15 protein-coding genes are annotated in these 19,184 nt (G+C 75.6%); all 15 read right to left on the bottom strand.

Features of this window, described 5'->3' with window-relative positions; genetic code table 11:
- Positions 1–49 precede the first annotated feature (49 nt).
- Positions 50–4,699: a glutamate synthase large subunit gene (gene gltB, locus JD79_RS18895; RefSeq protein ID WP_281270330.1), complete on the bottom strand. Its 4,650-nt coding sequence runs from the start codon at positions 4,697–4,699 to the stop codon at positions 50–52.
- Between the two features lie 320 nt (positions 4,700–5,019).
- Positions 5,020–5,979 (bottom strand): prolipoprotein diacylglyceryl transferase, encoded by a 960-nt coding sequence (gene lgt / locus JD79_RS18900; RefSeq protein ID WP_110006764.1) that lies wholly within the window; start codon positions 5,977–5,979, stop codon positions 5,020–5,022.
- On the bottom strand, positions 5,976–6,779 hold the full coding sequence (trpA, locus tag JD79_RS18905; protein ID WP_110006765.1) for a tryptophan synthase subunit alpha: 804 nt from the start codon (positions 6,777–6,779) through the stop codon (positions 5,976–5,978). Before trpA ends, lgt begins: the two co-directional genes overlap by 4 nt.
- On the bottom strand, positions 6,776–8,140 hold the full coding sequence (trpB, locus tag JD79_RS18910) for a tryptophan synthase subunit beta (protein WP_110006766.1): 1,365 nt from the start codon (positions 8,138–8,140) through the stop codon (positions 6,776–6,778). The genes trpA and trpB overlap by 4 nt, the downstream gene beginning before the upstream one ends.
- A 54-nt stretch (positions 8,141–8,194) precedes the next feature.
- A complete protein-coding gene (trpC, locus tag JD79_RS18915; RefSeq protein WP_110006767.1) occupies positions 8,195–9,004 on the bottom strand; it encodes an indole-3-glycerol phosphate synthase TrpC in 810 nt (269 codons plus the stop codon).
- Positions 9,005–9,058: 54 nt separating this feature from the next.
- Positions 9,059–9,688: a Trp biosynthesis-associated membrane protein gene (locus JD79_RS18920; RefSeq protein WP_110006768.1), complete on the bottom strand. Its 630-nt coding sequence runs from the start codon at positions 9,686–9,688 to the stop codon at positions 9,059–9,061.
- Positions 9,685–11,205, bottom strand: coding sequence for an anthranilate synthase component I (locus JD79_RS18925; protein WP_110006769.1), 1,521 nt, complete (start codon positions 11,203–11,205; stop codon positions 9,685–9,687). The genes JD79_RS18920 and JD79_RS18925 overlap by 4 nt, the downstream gene beginning before the upstream one ends.
- Positions 11,192–11,593 (bottom strand): phosphoribosyl-AMP cyclohydrolase, encoded by a 402-nt coding sequence (gene hisI / locus JD79_RS18930; RefSeq protein WP_110006770.1) that lies wholly within the window; start codon positions 11,591–11,593, stop codon positions 11,192–11,194. Before hisI ends, JD79_RS18925 begins: the two co-directional genes overlap by 14 nt.
- Before the next feature lie 36 nt (positions 11,594–11,629).
- Positions 11,630–12,043: a hypothetical protein gene (locus tag JD79_RS18935; RefSeq protein ID WP_110006771.1), complete on the bottom strand. Its 414-nt coding sequence runs from the start codon at positions 12,041–12,043 to the stop codon at positions 11,630–11,632.
- An 85-nt stretch (positions 12,044–12,128) separates the two neighbouring features.
- A complete protein-coding gene (locus JD79_RS18940) occupies positions 12,129–12,794 on the bottom strand; it encodes a hypothetical protein (protein ID WP_110006772.1) in 666 nt (221 codons plus the stop codon).
- Complete coding sequence (locus JD79_RS18945; RefSeq protein ID WP_110007874.1) at positions 12,791–14,446, bottom strand: FAD-binding dehydrogenase; 1,656 nt, start codon at positions 14,444–14,446, stop codon at positions 12,791–12,793. Before JD79_RS18945 ends, JD79_RS18940 begins: the two co-directional genes overlap by 4 nt.
- 10 nt (positions 14,447–14,456) lie before the next feature.
- Complete coding sequence (locus tag JD79_RS18950) at positions 14,457–14,897, bottom strand: hypothetical protein (RefSeq protein WP_110006773.1); 441 nt, start codon at positions 14,895–14,897, stop codon at positions 14,457–14,459.
- 178 nt (positions 14,898–15,075) lie between these two features.
- Positions 15,076–15,498 (bottom strand): hypothetical protein, encoded by a 423-nt coding sequence (locus JD79_RS18955; protein ID WP_110006774.1) that lies wholly within the window; start codon positions 15,496–15,498, stop codon positions 15,076–15,078.
- A 94-nt stretch (positions 15,499–15,592) separates the two neighbouring features.
- Complete coding sequence (locus JD79_RS18960) at positions 15,593–17,398, bottom strand: ABC transporter ATP-binding protein (protein WP_245900221.1); 1,806 nt, start codon at positions 17,396–17,398, stop codon at positions 15,593–15,595.
- Positions 17,395–19,170 (bottom strand): ABC transporter ATP-binding protein, encoded by a 1,776-nt coding sequence (locus JD79_RS18965; RefSeq protein ID WP_110006775.1) that lies wholly within the window; start codon positions 19,168–19,170, stop codon positions 17,395–17,397. Before JD79_RS18965 ends, JD79_RS18960 begins: the two co-directional genes overlap by 4 nt.
- Positions 19,171–19,184: the final 14 nt, after the last annotated feature.

The following is a 19,184-nucleotide window of genomic DNA, read 5'->3' on the forward strand; positions in this document are numbered from 1 at the left end:
GGCCTCCATGGTCTCTAGGCGAGGGAAGTTGCAGGGTCGGGGGCGCGAGTCAGCCACGGGCTGCCTCCATGACCGCGCGGTCGACGTCGGTGCCGGCGGCCTCCGCGGCGCGCCGGGCCTCCAGGGCGCGGCGGTAGTCGCGCGGCATGATCACGCTGAACTGCTCGGACCAGCGGCCCCAGTCGGCCAGCAGCGCGGCGGCCACCGGCGACTCGGTCTCGGCCGCGTAGCGCACCAGGACGTCCCGCAGCCACTGCGCGGACTCGCCGTCGAGGGCCTCGACGTCGACCATCTCGGGGTTGACCCGGTGCCGGGCGAGGTCGAGGACGTAGGCGACGCCGCCGGACATGCCGGCCGCGACGTTGCGGCCCGTGGGCCCGAGGATCACGGCGCGGCCGCCGGTCATGTACTCCAGCGCGTGGTCGCCGACGCCCTCGACGACGGCCAGCGCCCCGGAGTTGCGGACGCAGAACCGCTCGCCGACCCGCCCGCGGAGGAAGACCTCCCCGCTGGTGGCGCCGTAGCCGATGACGTTGCCGGCGATGACGTTGTCCTCGGCGGCGAAGGTCGCCTCCCGCGCCGGGCGGACGACGATCCGCCCGCCGGAGAGGCCCTTGCCGACGTAGTCGTTGGCGTCGCCGAACAGCCGCATGGTCATGCCGCGCGGGACGAAGGCGCCGAAGGACTGGCCGGCCGACCCGGTGAAGGTCAGGTCGATCGTGCCGTCGGGCAGGCCCTGGCCGCCGAAGCGGCGGGTGACCATCGAGCCGAGCATCGTGCCGACGGTGCGGTTGACGTTGCGCACCGGCAGCTCGAGGGTGACCGGCCGCGCGTCGAGCAGCGCGCCCTCGCACAGCTGGATGAGCGTCTGGTCCAGGGCGACGTCGAGGCCGTGGTCCTGGGTGCGCACCGCGCGGCGCGGGGTGCCCTCGGGCAGCTCCGGCAGCGCGAGCATCCTCGACAGGTCCAGCCCGCGGGCCTTCCAGTGGTCGACCGCCTGCCGGGTGTCGAGCAGCTCGACGTGGCCGATGGCCTCCTCGACCGAGCGGAAGCCCAGCTCGGCCAGGTACTGCCGCACCTGCTCGGCGAGGAACTCGAAGAAGGTGACGACGAACTCCGGCCGCCCGGTGAACCGCTTGCGCAGCTCCGGGTTCTGGGTGGCCACGCCGACCGGGCAGGTGTCGAGGTGGCAGACCCGCATCATGATGCAGCCGGAGACGACCAGCGGAGCGGTGGCGAAGCCGTACTCCTCGGCGCCGAGCAGCATCGCGACGACGACGTCGCGGCCGGTCTTCATCTGCCCGTCGACCTGGACCACGATCCGGTCGCGCAGGCCGTTGGCCAGCAGCGTCTGCTGGGTCTCGGCCAGGCCCAGCTCCCACGGCGAGCCGGCGTGCTTGAGCGAGGTCAGCGGCGCGGCACCGGTGCCGCCGTCGTGCCCGGAGATGAGCACGACGTCGGCGTGCGCCTTGCTGACGCCGGCCGCGACCGTCCCGACGCCGACCTCGGCGACCAGCTTGACGTTGACCCGCGCCTCGTTGTTGGCGTTCTTCAGGTCGTGGATCAGCTGCTTGAGGTCCTCGATCGAGTAGATGTCGTGGTGCGGCGGCGGGCTGATCAGGCCGACGCCGGGCGTCGAGTGCCGGGTGCGCGCCACCCACGGGTAGACCTTGCCGCCGGGCAGCTGACCGCCCTCGCCGGGCTTGGCGCCCTGCGCCATCTTGATCTGGATGTCGTCGGCGTTGACCAGGTACTCGCTGGTCACGCCGAAGCGGCCGCTGGCCACCTGCTTGATCGCCGAGCGGCGCAGGTCGCCGTTGGGGTCGGCCACGTACCGGTCGGGGTCCTCGCCGCCCTCGCCGGTGTTGGACCGCCCGCCGAGCCGGTTCATGGCGATGGCGAGGGTCTCGTGCGCCTCCTGCGAGATGGAGCCGTAGCTCATCGCGCCGGTCTGGAAGCGCTTGACGATCTCGCTGACCGGCTCGACCTCCTCGATCGGCACCGGCGGGCGCTCGCCGCTCCGGATGCGGAACAGCCCGCGCAGGGTCGCGGCCTCCTCCGACATCGCGTCCACCGTCTGCGTGTAGCGCTCGAAGACCTCGTACTGCCGCGAGCGGGTGGAGTGCTGGAGGAGGAACACCGTCTCGGGGTTGAACAGGTGCACCTCGCCCTCGCGGCGCCACTGGTACTCCCCGCCGGTCTCCAGCCGGCGATGCGCCCGCTCGGTGGGGTTCTCCGGGTAGGCGCGCCGGTGCCGCATGGCGACCTCCTCGGCGAGGACGTCCATGCCGACGCCGCCCAGCGGGCAGGAGGTGCCGGTGAAGTACTCGTCGACGACGTCCTGCGACAGGCCGACGGCCTCGAAGATCTGCGCCATCGTGTACGAGCCGACGGTGCTGATGCCCATCTTGCTCATGACCTTGAGGACGCCCTTGCCGAGCGCCTTGACGACGTTGCGCACGGCCTGCGCCGGCTGCACGCCGGTGAGGACGCCGTCGCGGATGAGGTCCTCGATGGACTCGAAGGCCAGGTAGGGGTTGACCGCGGCCGCGCCGTAGCCGAGCAGCAGCGCGACGTGGTGCACCTCGCGGCAGTCACCGGACTCGACGACGAGGCCGACCTCCATGCGGGTCCGCTCCCGCACGAGGTGGTGGTGCACCGCCGCGGTCATGAGCAGCGACGGGATCGGGGCGCGCCGCTCGTCGCAGTCGCGGTCGGAGAGCACGATGACCCGGGCGCCGGCGGCGATGGCCTTGCTGACCTTGGCCCGCAGCTGCTCGACCGCCTGCACGAGCGCCGGGCCGCCGCCGGTCACGTCGTAGTGGCCGGTGATCCGCACGGCGGCGAAGCCGGGCAGGTCGCCGTCGTCGTCGATGTGCAGGATCTTGGCGAGCTCGTCGTTGTCGATGACCGGGAAGGGCAGGTACACCTGCCGGCAGGACGCCGGGGTGGCCGAGAGCAGGTTCTGCTCCGGGCCGAAGGTGCGCCCGAGGCTGGTCACCAGCTCCTCGCGGATGGCGTCCAGCGGCGGGTTGGTCACCTGGGCGAACAGCTGCTGGAAGTAGTCGTAGAGCTGCCGTGACCGGTCCGACAGCGCCGCGATCGGGGTGTCGGTGCCCATGGAGCCGATCGGCTCGGCGCCGCTGGAGGCCATGGGGGTGAGCAGGACGCGCAGGTCCTCCTCGGTGTAGCCGAAGAGCAGCTGCCGGCGGACGACCGACTCGTGGCTGGGCCGCGCGCGGCGCCGCTCGGGCAGCGAGGGCAGGTGCACCAGGCCGGCGTGCAGCCAGTCCTCGTAGGGCTGCTGGGCGGCCAGCGCCCCCTTGACCTCCTCGTCGGAGACGATCTGCCCGGAGGCGGTGTCGACGAGGAACATCCGGCCCGGCTGCAGGCGGCCCTTGGCGACCACGTCACCGGCCGGGATGTCGAGGACGCCGGCCTCGCTGGCGAGGACGACCAGGTCGTCCTCGGTGCGCCACCAGCGGCCCGGGCGCAGGCCGTTGCGGTCGAGGACCGCGCCGATGAGCGTGCCGTCGGTGAACGCGACGCAGGCCGGCCCGTCCCAGGGCTCCATGATCGAGGCGTGGAACCGGTAGAAGGCCCGGCGGGCCGGGTCCATCTCGTCGTGGTTCTCCCACGCCTCCGGGATCATCATCAGCACGGCGTGCGGCAGCGAGCGGCCCGACAGGTGCAGCAGCTCGAGCACCTCGTCGAAGGTCGCCGAGTCGCTGAAGTCGCTGGCGGTGACCGGGAAGATCCGCTCCAGGCCCAGCTCGCCGGCCGGCCCGGCCGGGCCGTCGAACAGCTCGGTCTCGAGCTTGGCCTCACGGGCGCGCATCCGGTTGCGGTTGCCCTTGATGGTGTTGATCTCGCCGTTGTGGGCGATGAACCGGAACGGGTGGGCCAGCGGCCAGCTCGGGAAGGTGTTGGTGGAGAACCGGCTGTGCACCAGCGCGATCGCCGACTCGTAGCGCTCGTCGCGCAGGTCGGGGAAGAACGCGGGCAGCTGGTCGGTGGTCAGCATGCCCTTGTAGGTGATGGTGCGCGAGGACAGCGAGACGACGTAGAGCGAGCTGCCGGCCTCGCGGGCCTCCCGCTCGGCGCGCTTGCGCAGCACGAACGAGCGCCGCTCCAGGCGGGTGACGCCGTTGACCTCGCGCGGGCCGCCGAAGGCCGCGGCGTCGGCGCGGGCGCCCATCGTCTCGGCGACGAACAGCTGCCCGAAGTGGGGCATGACCGCGCGGGCGGTGGGACCGAGGTCGGCGCCGTCGGGGTCGACCGGCACGTCGCGCCACCCGAGGACGGTCAGGCCCTCCTCGGCGGCGATCCGCTCGACGTCGGCGTGGCGGGCGGCGCGCTCGTCGGCGTCGACGGGGAGGAAGGCGATGCCGACGGAGTACTCCCCCATCGGCGGCAGGTCGAAGTCGACCTCGGCACGCAGCAGCGCGTCGGGCACCTGGGTCAGGATCCCGGCGCCGTCCCCGGAGTTGGGCTCGGAGCCGGCCGCCCCGCGGTGGTCGAGGTTGTGCAGCGCGGTCAGGCCGGCCGCGACGATCGCACGCGAGCGGCGGCCGCGGGCGTCGGCCACGAAGGCGACACCGCAGGCGTCCGAGTCGTTGGCCGGGTCGTAGAGACCGGCGGCCGGCGGGGTGGCCGAGAAGGGCACGGCCTGGGGGGCGGGGGTGTGGGACCCGGACATGATCACTCCCGTCGTCGGCTGGCACGCCGCCCTCGCGGAGGACGACGTGGGGGCGCAGGGCCCGGCCGGGGGTCAAGGGGGGCGGAGCGGCAGGGGTGCAGCGCGGGACTGCGGTGAGCCGGCATCCGGCGGGACACGGTGTGCCCGGGCCGGCTGGAGCTCGCGGCCCGCGGGTGGTGCCACGGGGTCGTCGTCCGCGGGGCAGCGCTGGCCCGGTTCCGACGGGGTGACCACCCAGGATCACTGGGGTGTCTGGTCAGGAGGGTACACAGCGGGAACGCCCGCTTCCCACGCCGAAAGCCCAGGTACGGCGCGTCCCGTCAGGCCGGTCCCGGCGTGTCGTGAGTCCGGTCACGCACCCGCGCCGGGGCGTCGGCATCGGTGCTGGTCGGCGCCTCGTCGGGAGTTCCCGCGGGGTCGTCGGCGGTGTCGCCGTCGTCACGCCGGAGGTCCTCCCCCGGCTCCCCGCGGTCGATGACCTCGCGGGGGCGGCCCCGCTGCCAGACCAGGTAGGCCACCGCGAGCAGGCCGACCACGACGCAGGTGAAGACGTTGAGGCGGACGCCGAGGAACCGGTTGGCGTCGTCGATGCGGAGCACCTCGATCCACAGCCGGCCGGCGCAGTACAGCGCCACGTACAGGGCGAACGCGCGGCCGTGGGAGAGCCGGAACCGGCGGTCGGCCCACACCACGACGGCGGCCGCGGCCAGGTTCCACAGCAGCTCGTAGAGGAACGTGGGGTGGAAGGTGGCGAAGGCCTCGTAGCCCTCGGGCCGGTGGGCCGGGTCGATCTCCAGGGCCCACGGCAGCGTCGTCGGACCGCCGAAGAGCTCCTGGTTGAACCAGTTGCCCAGCCGGCCGACGGCCTGGGCCACCAGCAGGCCCGGGGCGATGGCGTCGCCGAACGCGGGCAGCGGGATGCCCCGACGACGGCAGGCGATCCAGGCGCCGACGCCGCCGAGGGCGATGGCTCCCCAGATGCCCAGGCCGCCCTCCCAGATGGCCAGCGCCCGCAGCGGGTCACCGCCCTCCCCGAAGTAGGGCTGGGGCGTGGTGACCACGTGGTAGAGACGGCCGCCGACGATCCCGAACGGCACCGCCCAGATGGCGATGTCGAGCACCTCGCCGGGCCGCCCGCCGCGGGCCACCCAGCGCTTCTCGGCGATCCAGCAGGCGGCGACGATGCCGGCGATGATGCACAGCGCGTAGGCGCGCAGCGGGAACGGCCCGAGCTCCCAGACCCCCTGCGAGGGGCTGGGGATGGCGGCGAGGGCGCTCACGAGGGCACCCCGGCCCCGCGGCGCACACCCTCGGCCAGCTCCGCCGAGAGGGCCCGGACCCCCTCGGGGCCGCGCCCGTCGAGCATCCGGCGGACGTAGGCCGAGCCCACGATGACCCCGTCGGCGAAGCCGGCCACCACGGCGGCCTGGTCGGCGTTCGAGACGCCGAGCCCGACGCAGACCGGGAGGTCCCCGGCCACCGGCCGGGTGCGGGCGACGAGCTCGCCCGCGGCCGTGCTGACCGTGGCGCGCGTGCCCGTGACACCCATGGTGGAGGCGGCGTAGACGAAGCCCCGGGACGCCGCGACGGTGGCGGCCAGCCGCGCGTCGGTGGACGACGGGGCGACCAGGAAGACCCGGTCGAGGCCGGTGCGGTCGGTCGCGGCGATCCAGGCGCCCGCCTCGTCCGGGATGAGGTCGGGCGTGATCCCCCCCGCTCCCCCTGCGGCGGCCAGGTCGTCGGCGAACCGGTCGACGCCGTAGCGCTCGATCGGGTTCCAGTAGCTCATCACCACCGGCACACCGCCGGCTGCCGCGACCGCACGCACGGCCGGCAGGACGTCGCGCAGGCCGACGCCCGCCCGGACGGCCACGTCCATGGCCTCCTGGATGACCGGCCCCTCCATGCCGGGGTCGGAGTAGGGAACACCGACCTCGAGGGCGTCCGCGCCTCCCTCGATGGCCGCGACCATCGCCTCGATGGACGTGTCGACGTCGGGGTAGCCGACCGGGAGGTAGGCGATCAGTGCCGCGCGGCCCTCGGCCCGGGCGGCGGCGATGCGGTCGGCGAGGAGGCTCATGCCTGGCTCCCGGCGTCCTGGCCGGGCACCGCGTCGCCGTTGGCGACGGCGCCCTCGGTCGGCTGCTGGTCGGTGTCCATGCCGGGGCCGGGGTCGACCTCGGTGCGGTCGCCCTGCCCGTCGTGACCGAGACCGAACCAGCGCGACGCCGTCTCGACGTCCTTGTCGCCGCGGCCGGAGAGGTTCACCAGCAGCAGCGCGTCCGGGCCCAGCTCCTGCCCCAGTCGCATCGCGCCGGCCAGCGCGTGCGCGGACTCGATCGCCGGGATGATCCCCTCGGTGCGGCACAGCAGCGCGAAGGCCTCCATGGCCTCGGCGTCGGTGACGGGGGCGTACTCGGCGCGGCCGATGTCGTGCAGGTACGAGTGCTCGGGACCGACGCCCGGGTAGTCCAGGCCCGCGCTGATCGAGTGCGACTCGATGGTCTGGCCGTTGTCGTCCTGCAGCAGGTACGAGCGCGCGCCGTGCAGCACGCCGGGCGCTCCCCCGGTGATGGTCGCGGCGTGCCGGCCGCTGCCGACGCCGTCGCCGCCGGCCTCCAGCCCCACCAGGCGCACCCCCTCGTCGGGGACGAAGGCGGTGAAGATCCCGATCGCGTTGGAGCCGCCGCCGACGCAGGCGAGCACGGCGTCGGGCAGCCGGCCCTCGCGCGCGAGCACCTGGCCGCGGGCCTCGTCACCGATCACGCGCTGGAAGTCCCGGACCATCGCCGGGAAGGGGTGCGGGCCGGCGACGGTGCCGAAGACGTAGTTCGTGGTCTCGACGTTGGTGACCCAGTCGCGGAACGCCTCGTTGATGGCGTCCTTGAGGGTGCGCGAGCCGGTGGCCACCGGGACGACCTCGGCGCCGAGCAGCCGCATGCGGGCGACGTTGAGCGCCTGCCGGCGGGTGTCCTCCTCGCCCATGTAGACGGTGCAGGACAGGCCCATGAGCGCCGCCGCGGTGGCGGTGGCGACGCCGTGCTGGCCGGCCCCGGTCTCGGCGATGACCCGCTGCTTGCCGATGCGCTTGGTGAGCAGCGCCTGGCCCAGCACGTTGTTGATCTTGTGCGAGCCGGTGTGGTTGAGGTCCTCGCGCTTGAGCAGCACGCGGGCGCCGCCGCAGTGCTCGGCGAAGCGGGGCACCTCGGTGACGGGGCTGGGGCGGCCGGTGTAGTCGCGCTGCAGGGCGGCGAACTCGGCCAGGAAGGCGGGGTCGACCCGCATGGTCTCGTAGGCCTCGGTCAGCTCGTCGAGCGCGGCGACGAGCGCCTCGGGGACGAAGCGGCCACCGAAGACGCCGAAGTGGCCGGTGGCATCGGGCCAGGTCGGGCGGGCCGGCTCGAGTCGTTCCTCGGGCGGGTGCACGGCGCTGGTCGTCATGCGCCCAGTGTCGCGCGCCGCGGCGCCCCGGTGGTGGAGGGGGTCGGCGGTGCGTCAGCGGGTGGTGCGCGGCACGGCCGGGTGCGACCCGGCGGTCACCAGGTCGGCGACCGCCTGGCGGGGGTCGCCGGCGGTGACCAGGCCCTCGCCGACCAGGACGGCGTCGGCGCCGGCGGCGGCGTAGCCGATGAGCTCGCGCGGGCCGCGGACGCCGGACTCGGCGACCTTGACGATGCCCGAGGGCAGCCCGGGGGCGATCCGCTCGAACGTGCCGAGGTCGACGTCGAGGGTGGTGAGGTCGCGGGCGTTGACGCCGATCACCGACGCGCCGGCCGACAGCGCCCGGTCGGCCTCGGCCTCGGTGTGCACCTCGACCAGCGCGGTCATGCCGAGCGACTCGACCCGCTCGAGCAGGCCGATGAGGGCGTTCTGCTCGAGCGCGGCGACGATGAGCAGGACGACGTCGGCGCCGTGGGCCCGGGCCTCGTGCACCTGGTAGCTGCTGACCACGAAGTCCTTGCACAGCACCGGCACGCGGACGGCGGCACGGACGGCGGCGAGGTCGGCGTGCGAGCCGCCGAAGCGGCGCCGCTCGGTGAGGACGCTGATCACCCGGGCGCCGCCGGCGGCGTACTGCGCGGCCAGGACGGCGGGGTCGGGGATGTCGGCGAGCGCGCCCTTGCTCGGGCTGCGACGCTTGACCTCGGCGATGACGCCGACACCGGGCTCGCGCAGGGCGGCGAGCGCGTCGAGGGCGGGACGGGCGTCGCGGGCGGCGGCCTTCACCTCGGCGAGCGGGGTGGCCGTCTCGCGCGCCGCGACGTCCTCACGGACGCCGGCGACGATGTCGTCGAGGACGGTCACTCCGCCTCCTCGCTGCTGGGGGTCGGCCGTGCCCGGCCGGACGGTGCGTCCACCCTAGCCGCGGCGTCCCCCGTGGTCGGTCGCCGGGTCGGCCTCCCCGGGGGTCGGGTCCTCGGTCGGGTCGTCACCGCGGTCGAGGGCGCGCCAGGCGTCGAGCGCGCGGTCCTCGTCGGTACGCGCCCGCGCCGGCGCCGCGGCCGCGCCGGGGATCCGCTCGTAGCGGCGCCCCATGCCCGGCCAGCGGCGGCCGCGGACGGCGACGAGGACCCCGGCGGCCAGCGCGACCACGGCGGCGACCACGACCAGCACCGGCCAGGCCGCGGCGAGCTCGGCGCTGCGCCGCTCCCCCGGTCCCGCCGTGGCGGTGTCCGGCCCGGAGACCAGGACGCGCAGGGCCGACCAGCCCAGCGCGGCCCCGGCGAGGGCCACCAGCACCCCGACGGCGATCCGCCCCGCGCCGCGCACCGCGAGGACGGCGACGGCGGCGGCCAGCAGCAGCAGCCCCGCGGCGGGGACCAGCGGGGCGACCGCCGACCCGGCCAGCGTCTCGGTGACCGGCGGCAGCGGCGGTGTGCGGGTGACCGTGACGGTGGCCCAGGCCTGCCCGCCGGCCGACAGCGCCAGGCCGCCGGCGACTGCGCACCCGGCGACCGCGGCGCCCAGCTCCCGCCGCGCGGCCGTCACCGCACCTCCCGCATGCCCTCCGCCGTCGCGATGGCCGACAGCACCGCCCGCGCCTTGTGCCGGGTCTCGGCCTCCTCCGTGGCGGGGTCGCTGTCGGCGACGATGCCGGCGCCGGCCTGCACGTAGGCCCGGCCCTGGTGCAGGACGGCGGTGCGGATGGCGATGGCCATGTCCATGTCGCCGCTGGCGTCGAGGTAGCCGACGGTGCCGGCGTACAGCGCGCGCCGGGTCGGCTCGAGGGACTCGATGATCTCCATCGCCCGCGGCTTCGGCGCGCCCGAGACGGTGCCGGCGGGGAAGGTCGCGTCGAAGACGTCGAGCGCGTCGCGGCCGGGCGCCACCTCGCCGGAGACGGTCGACACCAGGTGCATGACGTGGCTGTAGAGCTCGATCCGCATGAAGTCGGGGACCTCGACGGTGCCCGGCACGCAGACCCGGCCCAGGTCGTTGCGCGCCAGGTCGACGAGCATGACGTGCTCGGCGCGCTCCTTGGGGTCGGCGAGCAGGCCCTCGGCCAGCCGCAGGTCCTCCTCCTCCGTCGCCCCGCGCGGGCGGGTGCCGGCCGGCGGGTGCACCACCGCGCCGGTGCCGGTGACGGTCACCAGCGCCTCCGGCGAGGAGCCGACGACGTCGAAGGGCGTCTCCCGCCCGGCGAAGCGGAGCAGGTACATGTACGGCGAGGGGTTGGTCGCGCGCAGCACCCGGTAGAGGTCGAGGGCGTCGACGTCGGTGTCGGTCTCGAACCGCTGGGCGAGCACGACCTGGAACGCGTCGCCGGCGCGGATGTGCTCGCGGATCGTCTCGACCGCGGCCTCGTACCCGCCCGGCGGCATCGTGCTGCGCACCGGCGGCGGCTCGGCGGGCGAGAAGGTGGCCACGCCCGGCGGGACCGCCTCGGTCAGGTCCGCGGCCATGGCGTCGAGTCGGGCGACGGCGTCGTCCCAGGCCGCGCCCGGGTCGGCGGTGCCGTCGGAGGTGCCGGTCAGGGCGTTGGCGATGAGCAGCACCGTGCCGTCGGTGTGGTCGAGGACGGCGAGGTCGGTGACCAGCAGCAGCGACAGCTCGGGCATGCCGAGGTCGTCGGTGGCGGTGCTCGGCAGCCGCTCCAGCCGCCGCACGACGTCGTAGCCGAGGTAGCCGACCAGCCCCCCGGTCAGCCGGGGCAGGTCGGCCCGGCGCGGCGAGCGCAGCCTGCGGGCCAGCGTGCGGACGGCGGCCAGCGGGTCCGCGGGCAGGTCGTCGGTGAGGCCGGGCAGGTCGTCGCCGAGCCACAGGGTGCGGCCCTCGCGCTCGCTGAGCACCCCGGCGCTGCGCACGCCCACGAAGCTGTAGCGCGACCAGCGCTTGCCCTGCTCGGCCGACTCGAGCAGCACGGTGCCGGGCCGGTTGCCGGCCAGCTTGCGGTAGACGCCCACCGCGGTCTCGCCGTCGGCCAGCAGCCGCCGGGTGACCGGCACGACCGCCTGGCCCAGGGCGGCGAACTCCTCCCGGGAGGGACTGGTCTCACCGAGCCGCACGGGTGACCTCCAGGTCACGGGGGAGGATGTCGCGGGAGAAGCAGGAGCGGGTGCCGGTGTGGCAGGCCGGGCCCTCCTGGTCGACGAGCACCAGCAGCGCGTCGCCGTCGCAGTCCAGGCGCACGTCGCGGACCCACTGCCGGTGCCCGGAGGTCTCGCCCTTCACCCAGTACTCCCGCCGGCTGCGGGACCAGTAGGTGGCCCGGCCGGTGGTCAGGGTGCGGTGCAGCGCCTCGTCGTCCATCCAGGCGACCATGAGCACCTCGCCGGTGTCGTGCTGCTGGACGACGGCGGCGACCAGCCCGGCGGGGTCGCGGCGCAGCAGCGCGGCGACGGCGGGGTCGAGGGCGGAGTCGAGGGCGGAGTCGACGGCGGGCACGGCGGACATGCCGGCGATTCTCCCCCGCCCCGCCGGACCACCGGGTCAGCGGCCCCGCGTGGCCTTCCGGACGGCGAGCCAGCGCGCCGCGGACGGCGCGAGGGCGAGGGCGCCGGTCGCCACCGCGAGGGCACCGAAGACCACCGCGGCGCCGCCCAGGACGAGCCGGTCGCCGTCGTGCGCCCCCAGCGGGCCGGTGGACAGCTGGACCAGCCACCACCCGACGAAGCCGAGCTCCACGACGCAGGTGACCACCAGCGTCCACCGGTCGATGCCGGTGACGACGAGCACCGCGCCGGTCACCAGGGCCCCCACCGCCGCGAACTCCAGCAGCGCCACCACCAGGCCCTGGCGGGGGACGCTCGACCCCAGCTCGCCGTAGGGGTCGCTGAAGCCGGCGAACCACCAGGTGGCCACGGCCCCGGGCACGGACAGGGCGGCCAGGACGCAGGCCAGCACGCACGCGGTGACCGCCGTGCCGGGCCGGCGCGGGGGACGGGCCGGCCCGGCACGGCGGGCGCGAGCGGCGGGTTCGCCCAGCCGGTCACCGCGCCGCCCCCCCGACGGGTGCGGCGCCGGCGTCGTCGGACCACCGCCGGACCGGCCCGACCAGCAGCAGGCCCAGCGCCACGGCCGGTGCCGCGACGTAGAACAGCACCGCGGCCACGAGCAGGCCGGCGGAGCCGAGGACGTCGTCGGTCAGGGCGTCGAGCGAGGACAGCCGCACCAGCCAGTAGACGGCGAGCAGGAGCTGGACGGCCAGGGCGACGAGCAGGGTCAGCCAGGACGAGCGGCTGCGCCGGTTGAGCACGAGGATGCCGCCGACCACGAGCGCGACGACCGACAGCAGCTGCACGATGGTCACGACGGTGCCCTCGGCGACCAGGGCGTCGGCCTCGGCGTCGCCGCCGAACCCGGTGGAGACGACGCCCAGCGTGCTGGCCAGCAGCAGCAGGTACGCCGACGTCAGGGCGACCAGCCCGCCCTGGACGAAGGCGAGCACCGAGGAGGCGACGAGCTGCCCGGGCCGGCGCGGGCGGGCGGGCACCGGCGGGCCGTAGGCCGGCCAGTACGGGGCCGGCACCGGCCAGCCCCCGCCGTAGGGGCCGGGAGCCGGCGGCGCGTACGGGGCCGTGGGCGGTGGACCGAGGTAGGCGACCGGCTCGGTCGTGGTGGCCGGGTCGGCCCAGGGACTGCCGGGCGCGGTCACAGCGCGGCCGCCAGGGCCCGGCCGGCGACCCGCCCGGAGAACAGGCAGCCGCCGAGGAAGGTGCCCTCGAGCGACCGGTAGCCGTGCATGCCGCCGCCGCCGAACCCGGACGCCTCACCGGCGGCGTACAGGCCGGGGAACGGGCCGCCGCCGTCGGCGCGCAGCACCCGCCCGGACAGGTCGGTCTCCAGGCCGCCGAGCGTCTTGCGGGTGAGCAGGTTGAGCCGCACGGCGATCAGCGGGCCGGCCTCGGGGTCGAGCAGCCGGTGCGGCGGGGCGACCCGGATGAGCTTGTCGCCCAGGTAGCCGCGGGCGCCGCGGATCGCCGTCAGCTGCAGGTCCTTGGTGAAGGGGTGGTCCACCTCGCGGTCGCGGGCGACGACCTCGTGGTGCACCGTCTCGAGCGCGATCTCGGGCGCTCCGCCGGTGATCCGGTTCATCCCGGCGACGAGCTCGGGCAGCGTCGTCGCCGTCACGAAGTCCTCGCCGCGGTCCAGGAACGCCTGGACGGGGGCCGAGACCCCGGACCGGACCCGGCCGAGGAGCAACTTGAGGTCCCTACCGGTGAGGTCGGGGTTCTGCTCGGAGCCCGACAGCGCGAACTCCTTCTCGACGATCTTCTTCGTCGACACGAACCAGGTGTGCTCGTACCCGGTCTGCCCGATGTGGGCGAGCGTGCCGAGGGTGTCGAAGCCGGGGAACAGCGGGACCGGCAGCCGCTGCCCGGTGGCGTCGAGCCACAGCGAGGAGGGGCCGGGGAGGATCCGGATGCCGTGCCGCGCCCACACCGGCGAGTGGTTGGCGATGCCCTCGGTGTAGTGCCACATGCGGTCGCGGTTGACCAGGTGCGCGCCGGCGTCCTCGGTGGCCTGCAGCATCAGCCCGTCGACGTGCGCGGGGACGCCGGAGAGCAGGCGCTGCGGCGCGGGACCGAGCCGGGCCGGCCAGTTCCGCCGGACGAGGTCGTGGTTGCCGCCGATGCCGCCGGAGGTGACGACGACGGCCTGCGCGGCGAGCTCGAAGTCGCCGACGGCGGTGCGCGAGCTGGCCTCCCCGCGGGCGGCGTCACTGGGCTCGAGCACCTCGCCGCGCACGCCGGTGACCGTCCCGCCGGTGACGACGAGCGAGGTCACCCGGTGGCGGAAGCGCAGCTCCACCAGGCCGCGGTCGACGGCCGCGCGCACGCGGCGGGCGAAGGGCTCGACGATCCCGGGGCCGGTACCCCAGACGATGTGGAAGCGGGGCACCGAGTTCCCGTGGCCGGTGGCCGTGTAGCCGCCGCGCTCGGCCCAGCCGACGACGGGGAAGAACCCGACGCCCTGCTCCCGCAGCCAGGCCCGCTTCTCCCCCGCCGCGAACTGCAGGTAGGCCTCGGCCCACTGCCGCGGCCAGTGGTCCTCGGGACGGTCGAAGGCGGCGGTGCCGAACCAGTCCTGGCGCGCCAGCTCCAGGGAGTCGCGCACCCGCAGGCGGCGCTGCTCGGGCGAGTCGACGAGGAACAGGCCCCCGAAGGACCACCACGCCTGCCCGCCGAAGGTCGCCTCCGGCTCCTGCTCCAGCAGCACCACCCGCTTGCCGGCGTCGGCCAGCTCGGCGGTCGCCACCAGCCCGGCCAGGCCGGATCCCACCACCACGACGTCTGTGTCGCTCACGGCGGGCACGCTAGCGGGCGCGGCCGTCCCGGCGGGGACCGGCGGACGGCGGCGTCCGCGGTGTCGCCCGGCCGGGACGGGTCCACTCCCGGATCGGGCGGCGCACCGCCAGCGTCAGGCAGCCGACCGGGCCGACGAGCAGCAGCAGCGCCCAGCCGACCGCGGAGTCGTCGCCGAGCGCACCGAAGAGCGCGGCCACGCCGAGCAGCAGGAGCAGCGGGAGCGCCGCGGCGGCGGTGAGCACCAGCCAGCCGCGGCCCCGGCCGAGCCACACCAGCGCCGCGCCGGCGACCGCCAGCAGCGCCAGGACCGCCGACACGGCCAGGTGGCGGCCCCACCCCGCGGGCTGGCCCGCCCACAGCAGCCAGCCGAGGTAGAGGTCCTCGGCGGCGACCAGCAGGCCGAACACCGCGGCGAACGGCGCGGTGAGCGGACGGCCCGGCGAGGGCACGGGCGGGGCGACCCGCCGGACCGCCGGCGACGGCGCGGCGGCCGCCCGGGGGAACGGCGGGTCGTCGCCCGGCGGGATGGGGACGACGGCATGCCGCGCAGCGTAGAGAGCGGACCTCCCTGCCCCCGCCGCTCGCACGCCCGAGGCGGGACCCTGCGGGGAGGCCACCTGCGGCGGGCTACGCCGCGCGGCCGCGCCGGTGGGCCCGCGCCTCGGCCAGCCAGCGGCCGACGGCCGGGGTCATCGCCAGCCCGGCCGCCAGCACGGGGCAGACGGCGAGGACGAACGGGCCCAGGCCCACCGACTGCCCCACCGACGCGGCGGTCGCGAGCACCAGCACGCCGGCGGCGATCGCGGCCAGCGCGGCGAGCACCAGCGGCACCCGCCCGCGCCGGAGGAGGAACCAGCCGAGGGCGAACAGCTGCAGCAGGGGCGGCAGGAGCAGCAGGACCACGCTGACCCAGTCCCGCCGCCCGGAGTCGGCCTCCAGGCCGCCGAGCGCGACCACCAGGAAGGCGACGACGACCAGCGGCAGCACACCCAGCGCCGCGAGGACGGCGGCGGCCAGGGCCGGCCCGGGGATCCGAGAGGGCGTGCTCATGGGGCGCAGCCTAGGAGAAGGACCGTCCCGCACCCCACCGCCCGCACGCTCGCGGCGGGCCCTGCGACAGGGCCGCCCCCCTGGGCACCCGGGGTCAGCCGACCGCTTGGGGCTCGCCGGCCGACGAGCGCCGCCAGGAGGCGTGCAGGCGGGCGTAGGGGCCGACGGCGTCGACCAGGTCGGCGTGCGTCCCACGTTGCACGACCCGGCCGGCGTCGACGACGAGGACCTCGTCGGCCCGCTCGGCGGTGGACAGCCGGTGGGCGATGGTCAGCGTGGTGCGGCCCTCGGTGAGCCGGTCGAGCGCCAGGGTCAGCCGCCGCTCGGTGGCCGGGTCGACGGCGCTGGTGGCCTCGTCGAGGACGAGCAGGTCGGGAGCGGCCACGTGCGCGCGGGCGATGGCGACCAGCTGCCGCTCCCCCGCCGACAGCGACTCCCCGCGCTGGCCGACCGCCGTCGCGACGCCGCCGGGGAGACCGGCGAGCCAGTCGCCCAGGCCCAGCTCCTCCAGCGCCGCGGTGACCTGCGCGTCGGTGAGCCCGGGCCGCCCGTAGCGGACGTTGTCGGCGACGGTCGCGTCGAAGAGGAACCCGTCCTGCGGCACCATGCCCACCCGCCGGCGCAGCGAGGAGAAGGCGACGTCGGTCAGGGGCACCCAGCCGGACGCGTCCGACCCGAGCAGCACGCGCCCCCCGGTCGGGTCCATGAGCCGGGTGACCAGCTTGGCGAACGTCGTCTTGCCCGAGCCGGTCTCCCCCACGACGGCGTAGCGGCGCTGGGGGGCCAGCGTCAGGTCGACGTCGTCGAGGGCCGGCCGCGCGCCCGGCGCGTAGCGGAAGGTGACGTGCTCGAGCCGGACGCCGAGCGGCCCGGCGGGCAGCTCGAGGGCCGAGCCGGTGGCGGCCGGGTCGCGGACGTCGGGCCGGGTGTCGAGGACGTCGAGCACCCGGCGGAACCCGGCGACGGCGTTCTGGCCCTCGTTGAGCACCTCGCTGGCGGTCTGCACCGGCGCGACGAACAGCGTGACGAGGAAGAGGAAGGCGACCAGCGTGCCGGCGGTGACCTGACCGGCCAGGCCGAGCCAGACGCCGACCACGACGACGGCGGCGTTGGCGACGGCGGCCACGAACTCGCCGCTGACGAACACCGCGGCGGTGACCTTCTGCGCGTCGACCTGGGCGCGGTAGTGCCGGCCGATGGCGCGGTCGAGGCGGGCCGCCGTCCGCTCGCGGATGCCGTAGGCACGCACCGTCGGGGCGCCGACGACGGACTCCGCGACGGCCGCGAGGACGTCGCCCACCCGCTCGCGGACCACGCCGTAGGCGACCTGCAGCCGCTGGGCGAACCAGCGGACGGCGATCGCCAGCGGGACGAAGCAGACGAGCACCAGCAGGGTCAGCTGCCAGGAGTAGACCGCCATGACGACGGTGGCCACGACCAGCTGGCCGAGGCTGACCACGCCGAGCACGCCGCCCCACTGCATGAAGGTCGACAGCTGGTCGACGTCGCTGGTGACGCGGGAGACCAGCGAGCCGCGGCGCTCGCCCTGCTGGTGCAGGACCGACAGGTCGTGCACGTGCCGGAACGCCCGCGAGCGCAGCCCGGCCAGCGCGGTCTCGGTGGTGCGGAAGAGCCGGACGTTCATCCGGTAGACGGCGACGCCGGTGACCAGGACGACGGCGGCGCAGACGGCCACCAGGGTGCGGACCAGCCCGAGGTCGGGGCCGCCGGGGGCGAGCAGGCCGCGGTCGATGACCTGCTGGACGGCGATCGGCACGACGACCCGCCCGGCGGTGGCGATCAGGGCGAGCGCGAAGGTGGCCGGCAGCCCGCGGCGGAACTCGGGCATGGTCCGCAGGCCGCGGCGCAGCGTGGCGATCGCGCCTCGCCCGTCGCTCACGCCGCCACCTCGGCCTGCGAGTACGCGCGCACCAGCGCCGCGTAGCCGGGGACGGTGGCCAGGAGCTGCTCGTGGGTGCCGCGGGCGGTCACCCGGCCGTTCTCCAGCCAGACCACCTCGTCGGCCAGCGCGATGGTGGCCTGCCGGTAGGCGACGACCACCACGGTCGAGGGCCGGTCGGCCGAGCGCAGCGCGTCGAGGATGCGCGCCTCGACGGTGGGGTCGACGGCGCTGGTGGCGTCGTCGAGGACCAGCAGCCGGGGCCGCCGGATGACGGCGCGGGCGAGCGCGAGCCGCTGCCGCTGGCCGCCGGAGAGGGTGGCGCCGCGCTCGCCGACGCGGGTGTCGAGGCCCTCGGGCAGCCGGTCGACGAAGTCCTCGGCGGCGGCCACCCGCAGCGCCGCGCGGACCTCGTCGTCGGAGAAGTCGCCGCCGAGGGTGACGTTGCCGCGCACGGTGTCGTCGAAGAGGAACGTGCCCTGCGGGACGAACGCGGCCTGACCGCTGACCTCGCCCTCGCGCAGCCGGCGCACGTCGACGCCGTCGAGCAGGACCTCGCCGGCGATCGGGTCGACCAGCCGCACGAGCAGCCCCGCCAGCGTGGACTTGCCCGACCCGGTCGGCCCGACCACGGCGACCGTGCTGCCGGCCGCGACGTCGAAGGTGATCCCGGAGAGCACCGGCGCCGCGGCGCCGTCGAAGACGTGGTCGACCGCGCGCAGGCCCAGGCGGGCGCCGCCGTCGCCGCCGGCCGCGGCGTCCGGGCCGTGCGGGGTCTCGCCTGTCGCGTCGAGGACCGGGGTCACCCGGTCGAAGCCGGCCAGCGCGCGCGGGAGGTCGGCGAGCACCCAGCCGATCGCGCGGATGGGCAGCGCGAGCAGGGTGAACAGGTAGGCGATGCTCACCAGGTCGCCGGCGTCGGTGTCCCCGGAGGCGACCCGGCCGGCGCCGACCAGCAGCACGGCGAGCGTGCCGAGGTTGGGCAGCGCCTCCATCAGCGGGTCGAACAGCCCGCGCACCCGGCCGACGGCGACCAGCCCGTCGCGCAGCTCCTCCGCCCGCTCGGTGAACCGGGCGCTCTCGACGTCCTCGCGGCCGAGGGTCTTGACCACCAGGCCGGCGTCGAAGCTCTCGTGGGCGATCTCGCTGACCTCGGCGCGCAGCTGCTGGGCGCGTTGCATGCGCGGGCTCATCACCTGCGAGTAGACGGCGTTGACGACGAACACCAGCGGGAAGACGACCAGGCCGACCAGCGCGACCACGGGGTCGGTGAGCACCAGCGCGACGGCGGTGATGGCGATCATCACGAGCGTCCCGCAGGCGAAGGGCAGCGGCGAGACGAAGTACCAGGCGGCCTCGACGTCGGAGTTGGCGTTGGACAGCAGCTGCCCGGTGGGGTGGCGCTGGTGCCAGGCCAGCGGCAGCCGCAGGTACTGCCCGGTCACGCGGCGGCGGTAGTCGGCCTGCAGCCGGTAGGCCATGATCCCGGCGAACAACCGGCGGCCGAGGATGCCGAGGATCTTGAGGACGGCGACGCCCAGGACCACGGCGACGGTGAGGGCGAGCGCGCCGGCGGTCGTGTCGCCCTCGGCGAAGGCCGGGAGGATCACGCGGTCGGTGATGCCGCCGACCACGAACGCCGACAGCACGGTCATCGCGGCGTAGACGCTGCTGGCCAGCACGGCGAGGGTGAACATGCCCGGCTGCTCGCGGATGGACAGCAGCACGTGGCGCAGGCCCCGCCGGACGACGGCGTCTCGGGCGCGGGGCACGGGTCTCCTCGGGG

The sequence above is a fragment of the Geodermatophilus normandii genome (assembly GCF_003182485.1).
In the GTDB taxonomy this organism is placed as follows: Bacteria; Actinomycetota; Actinomycetes; order Mycobacteriales; family Geodermatophilaceae; genus Geodermatophilus; species Geodermatophilus normandii.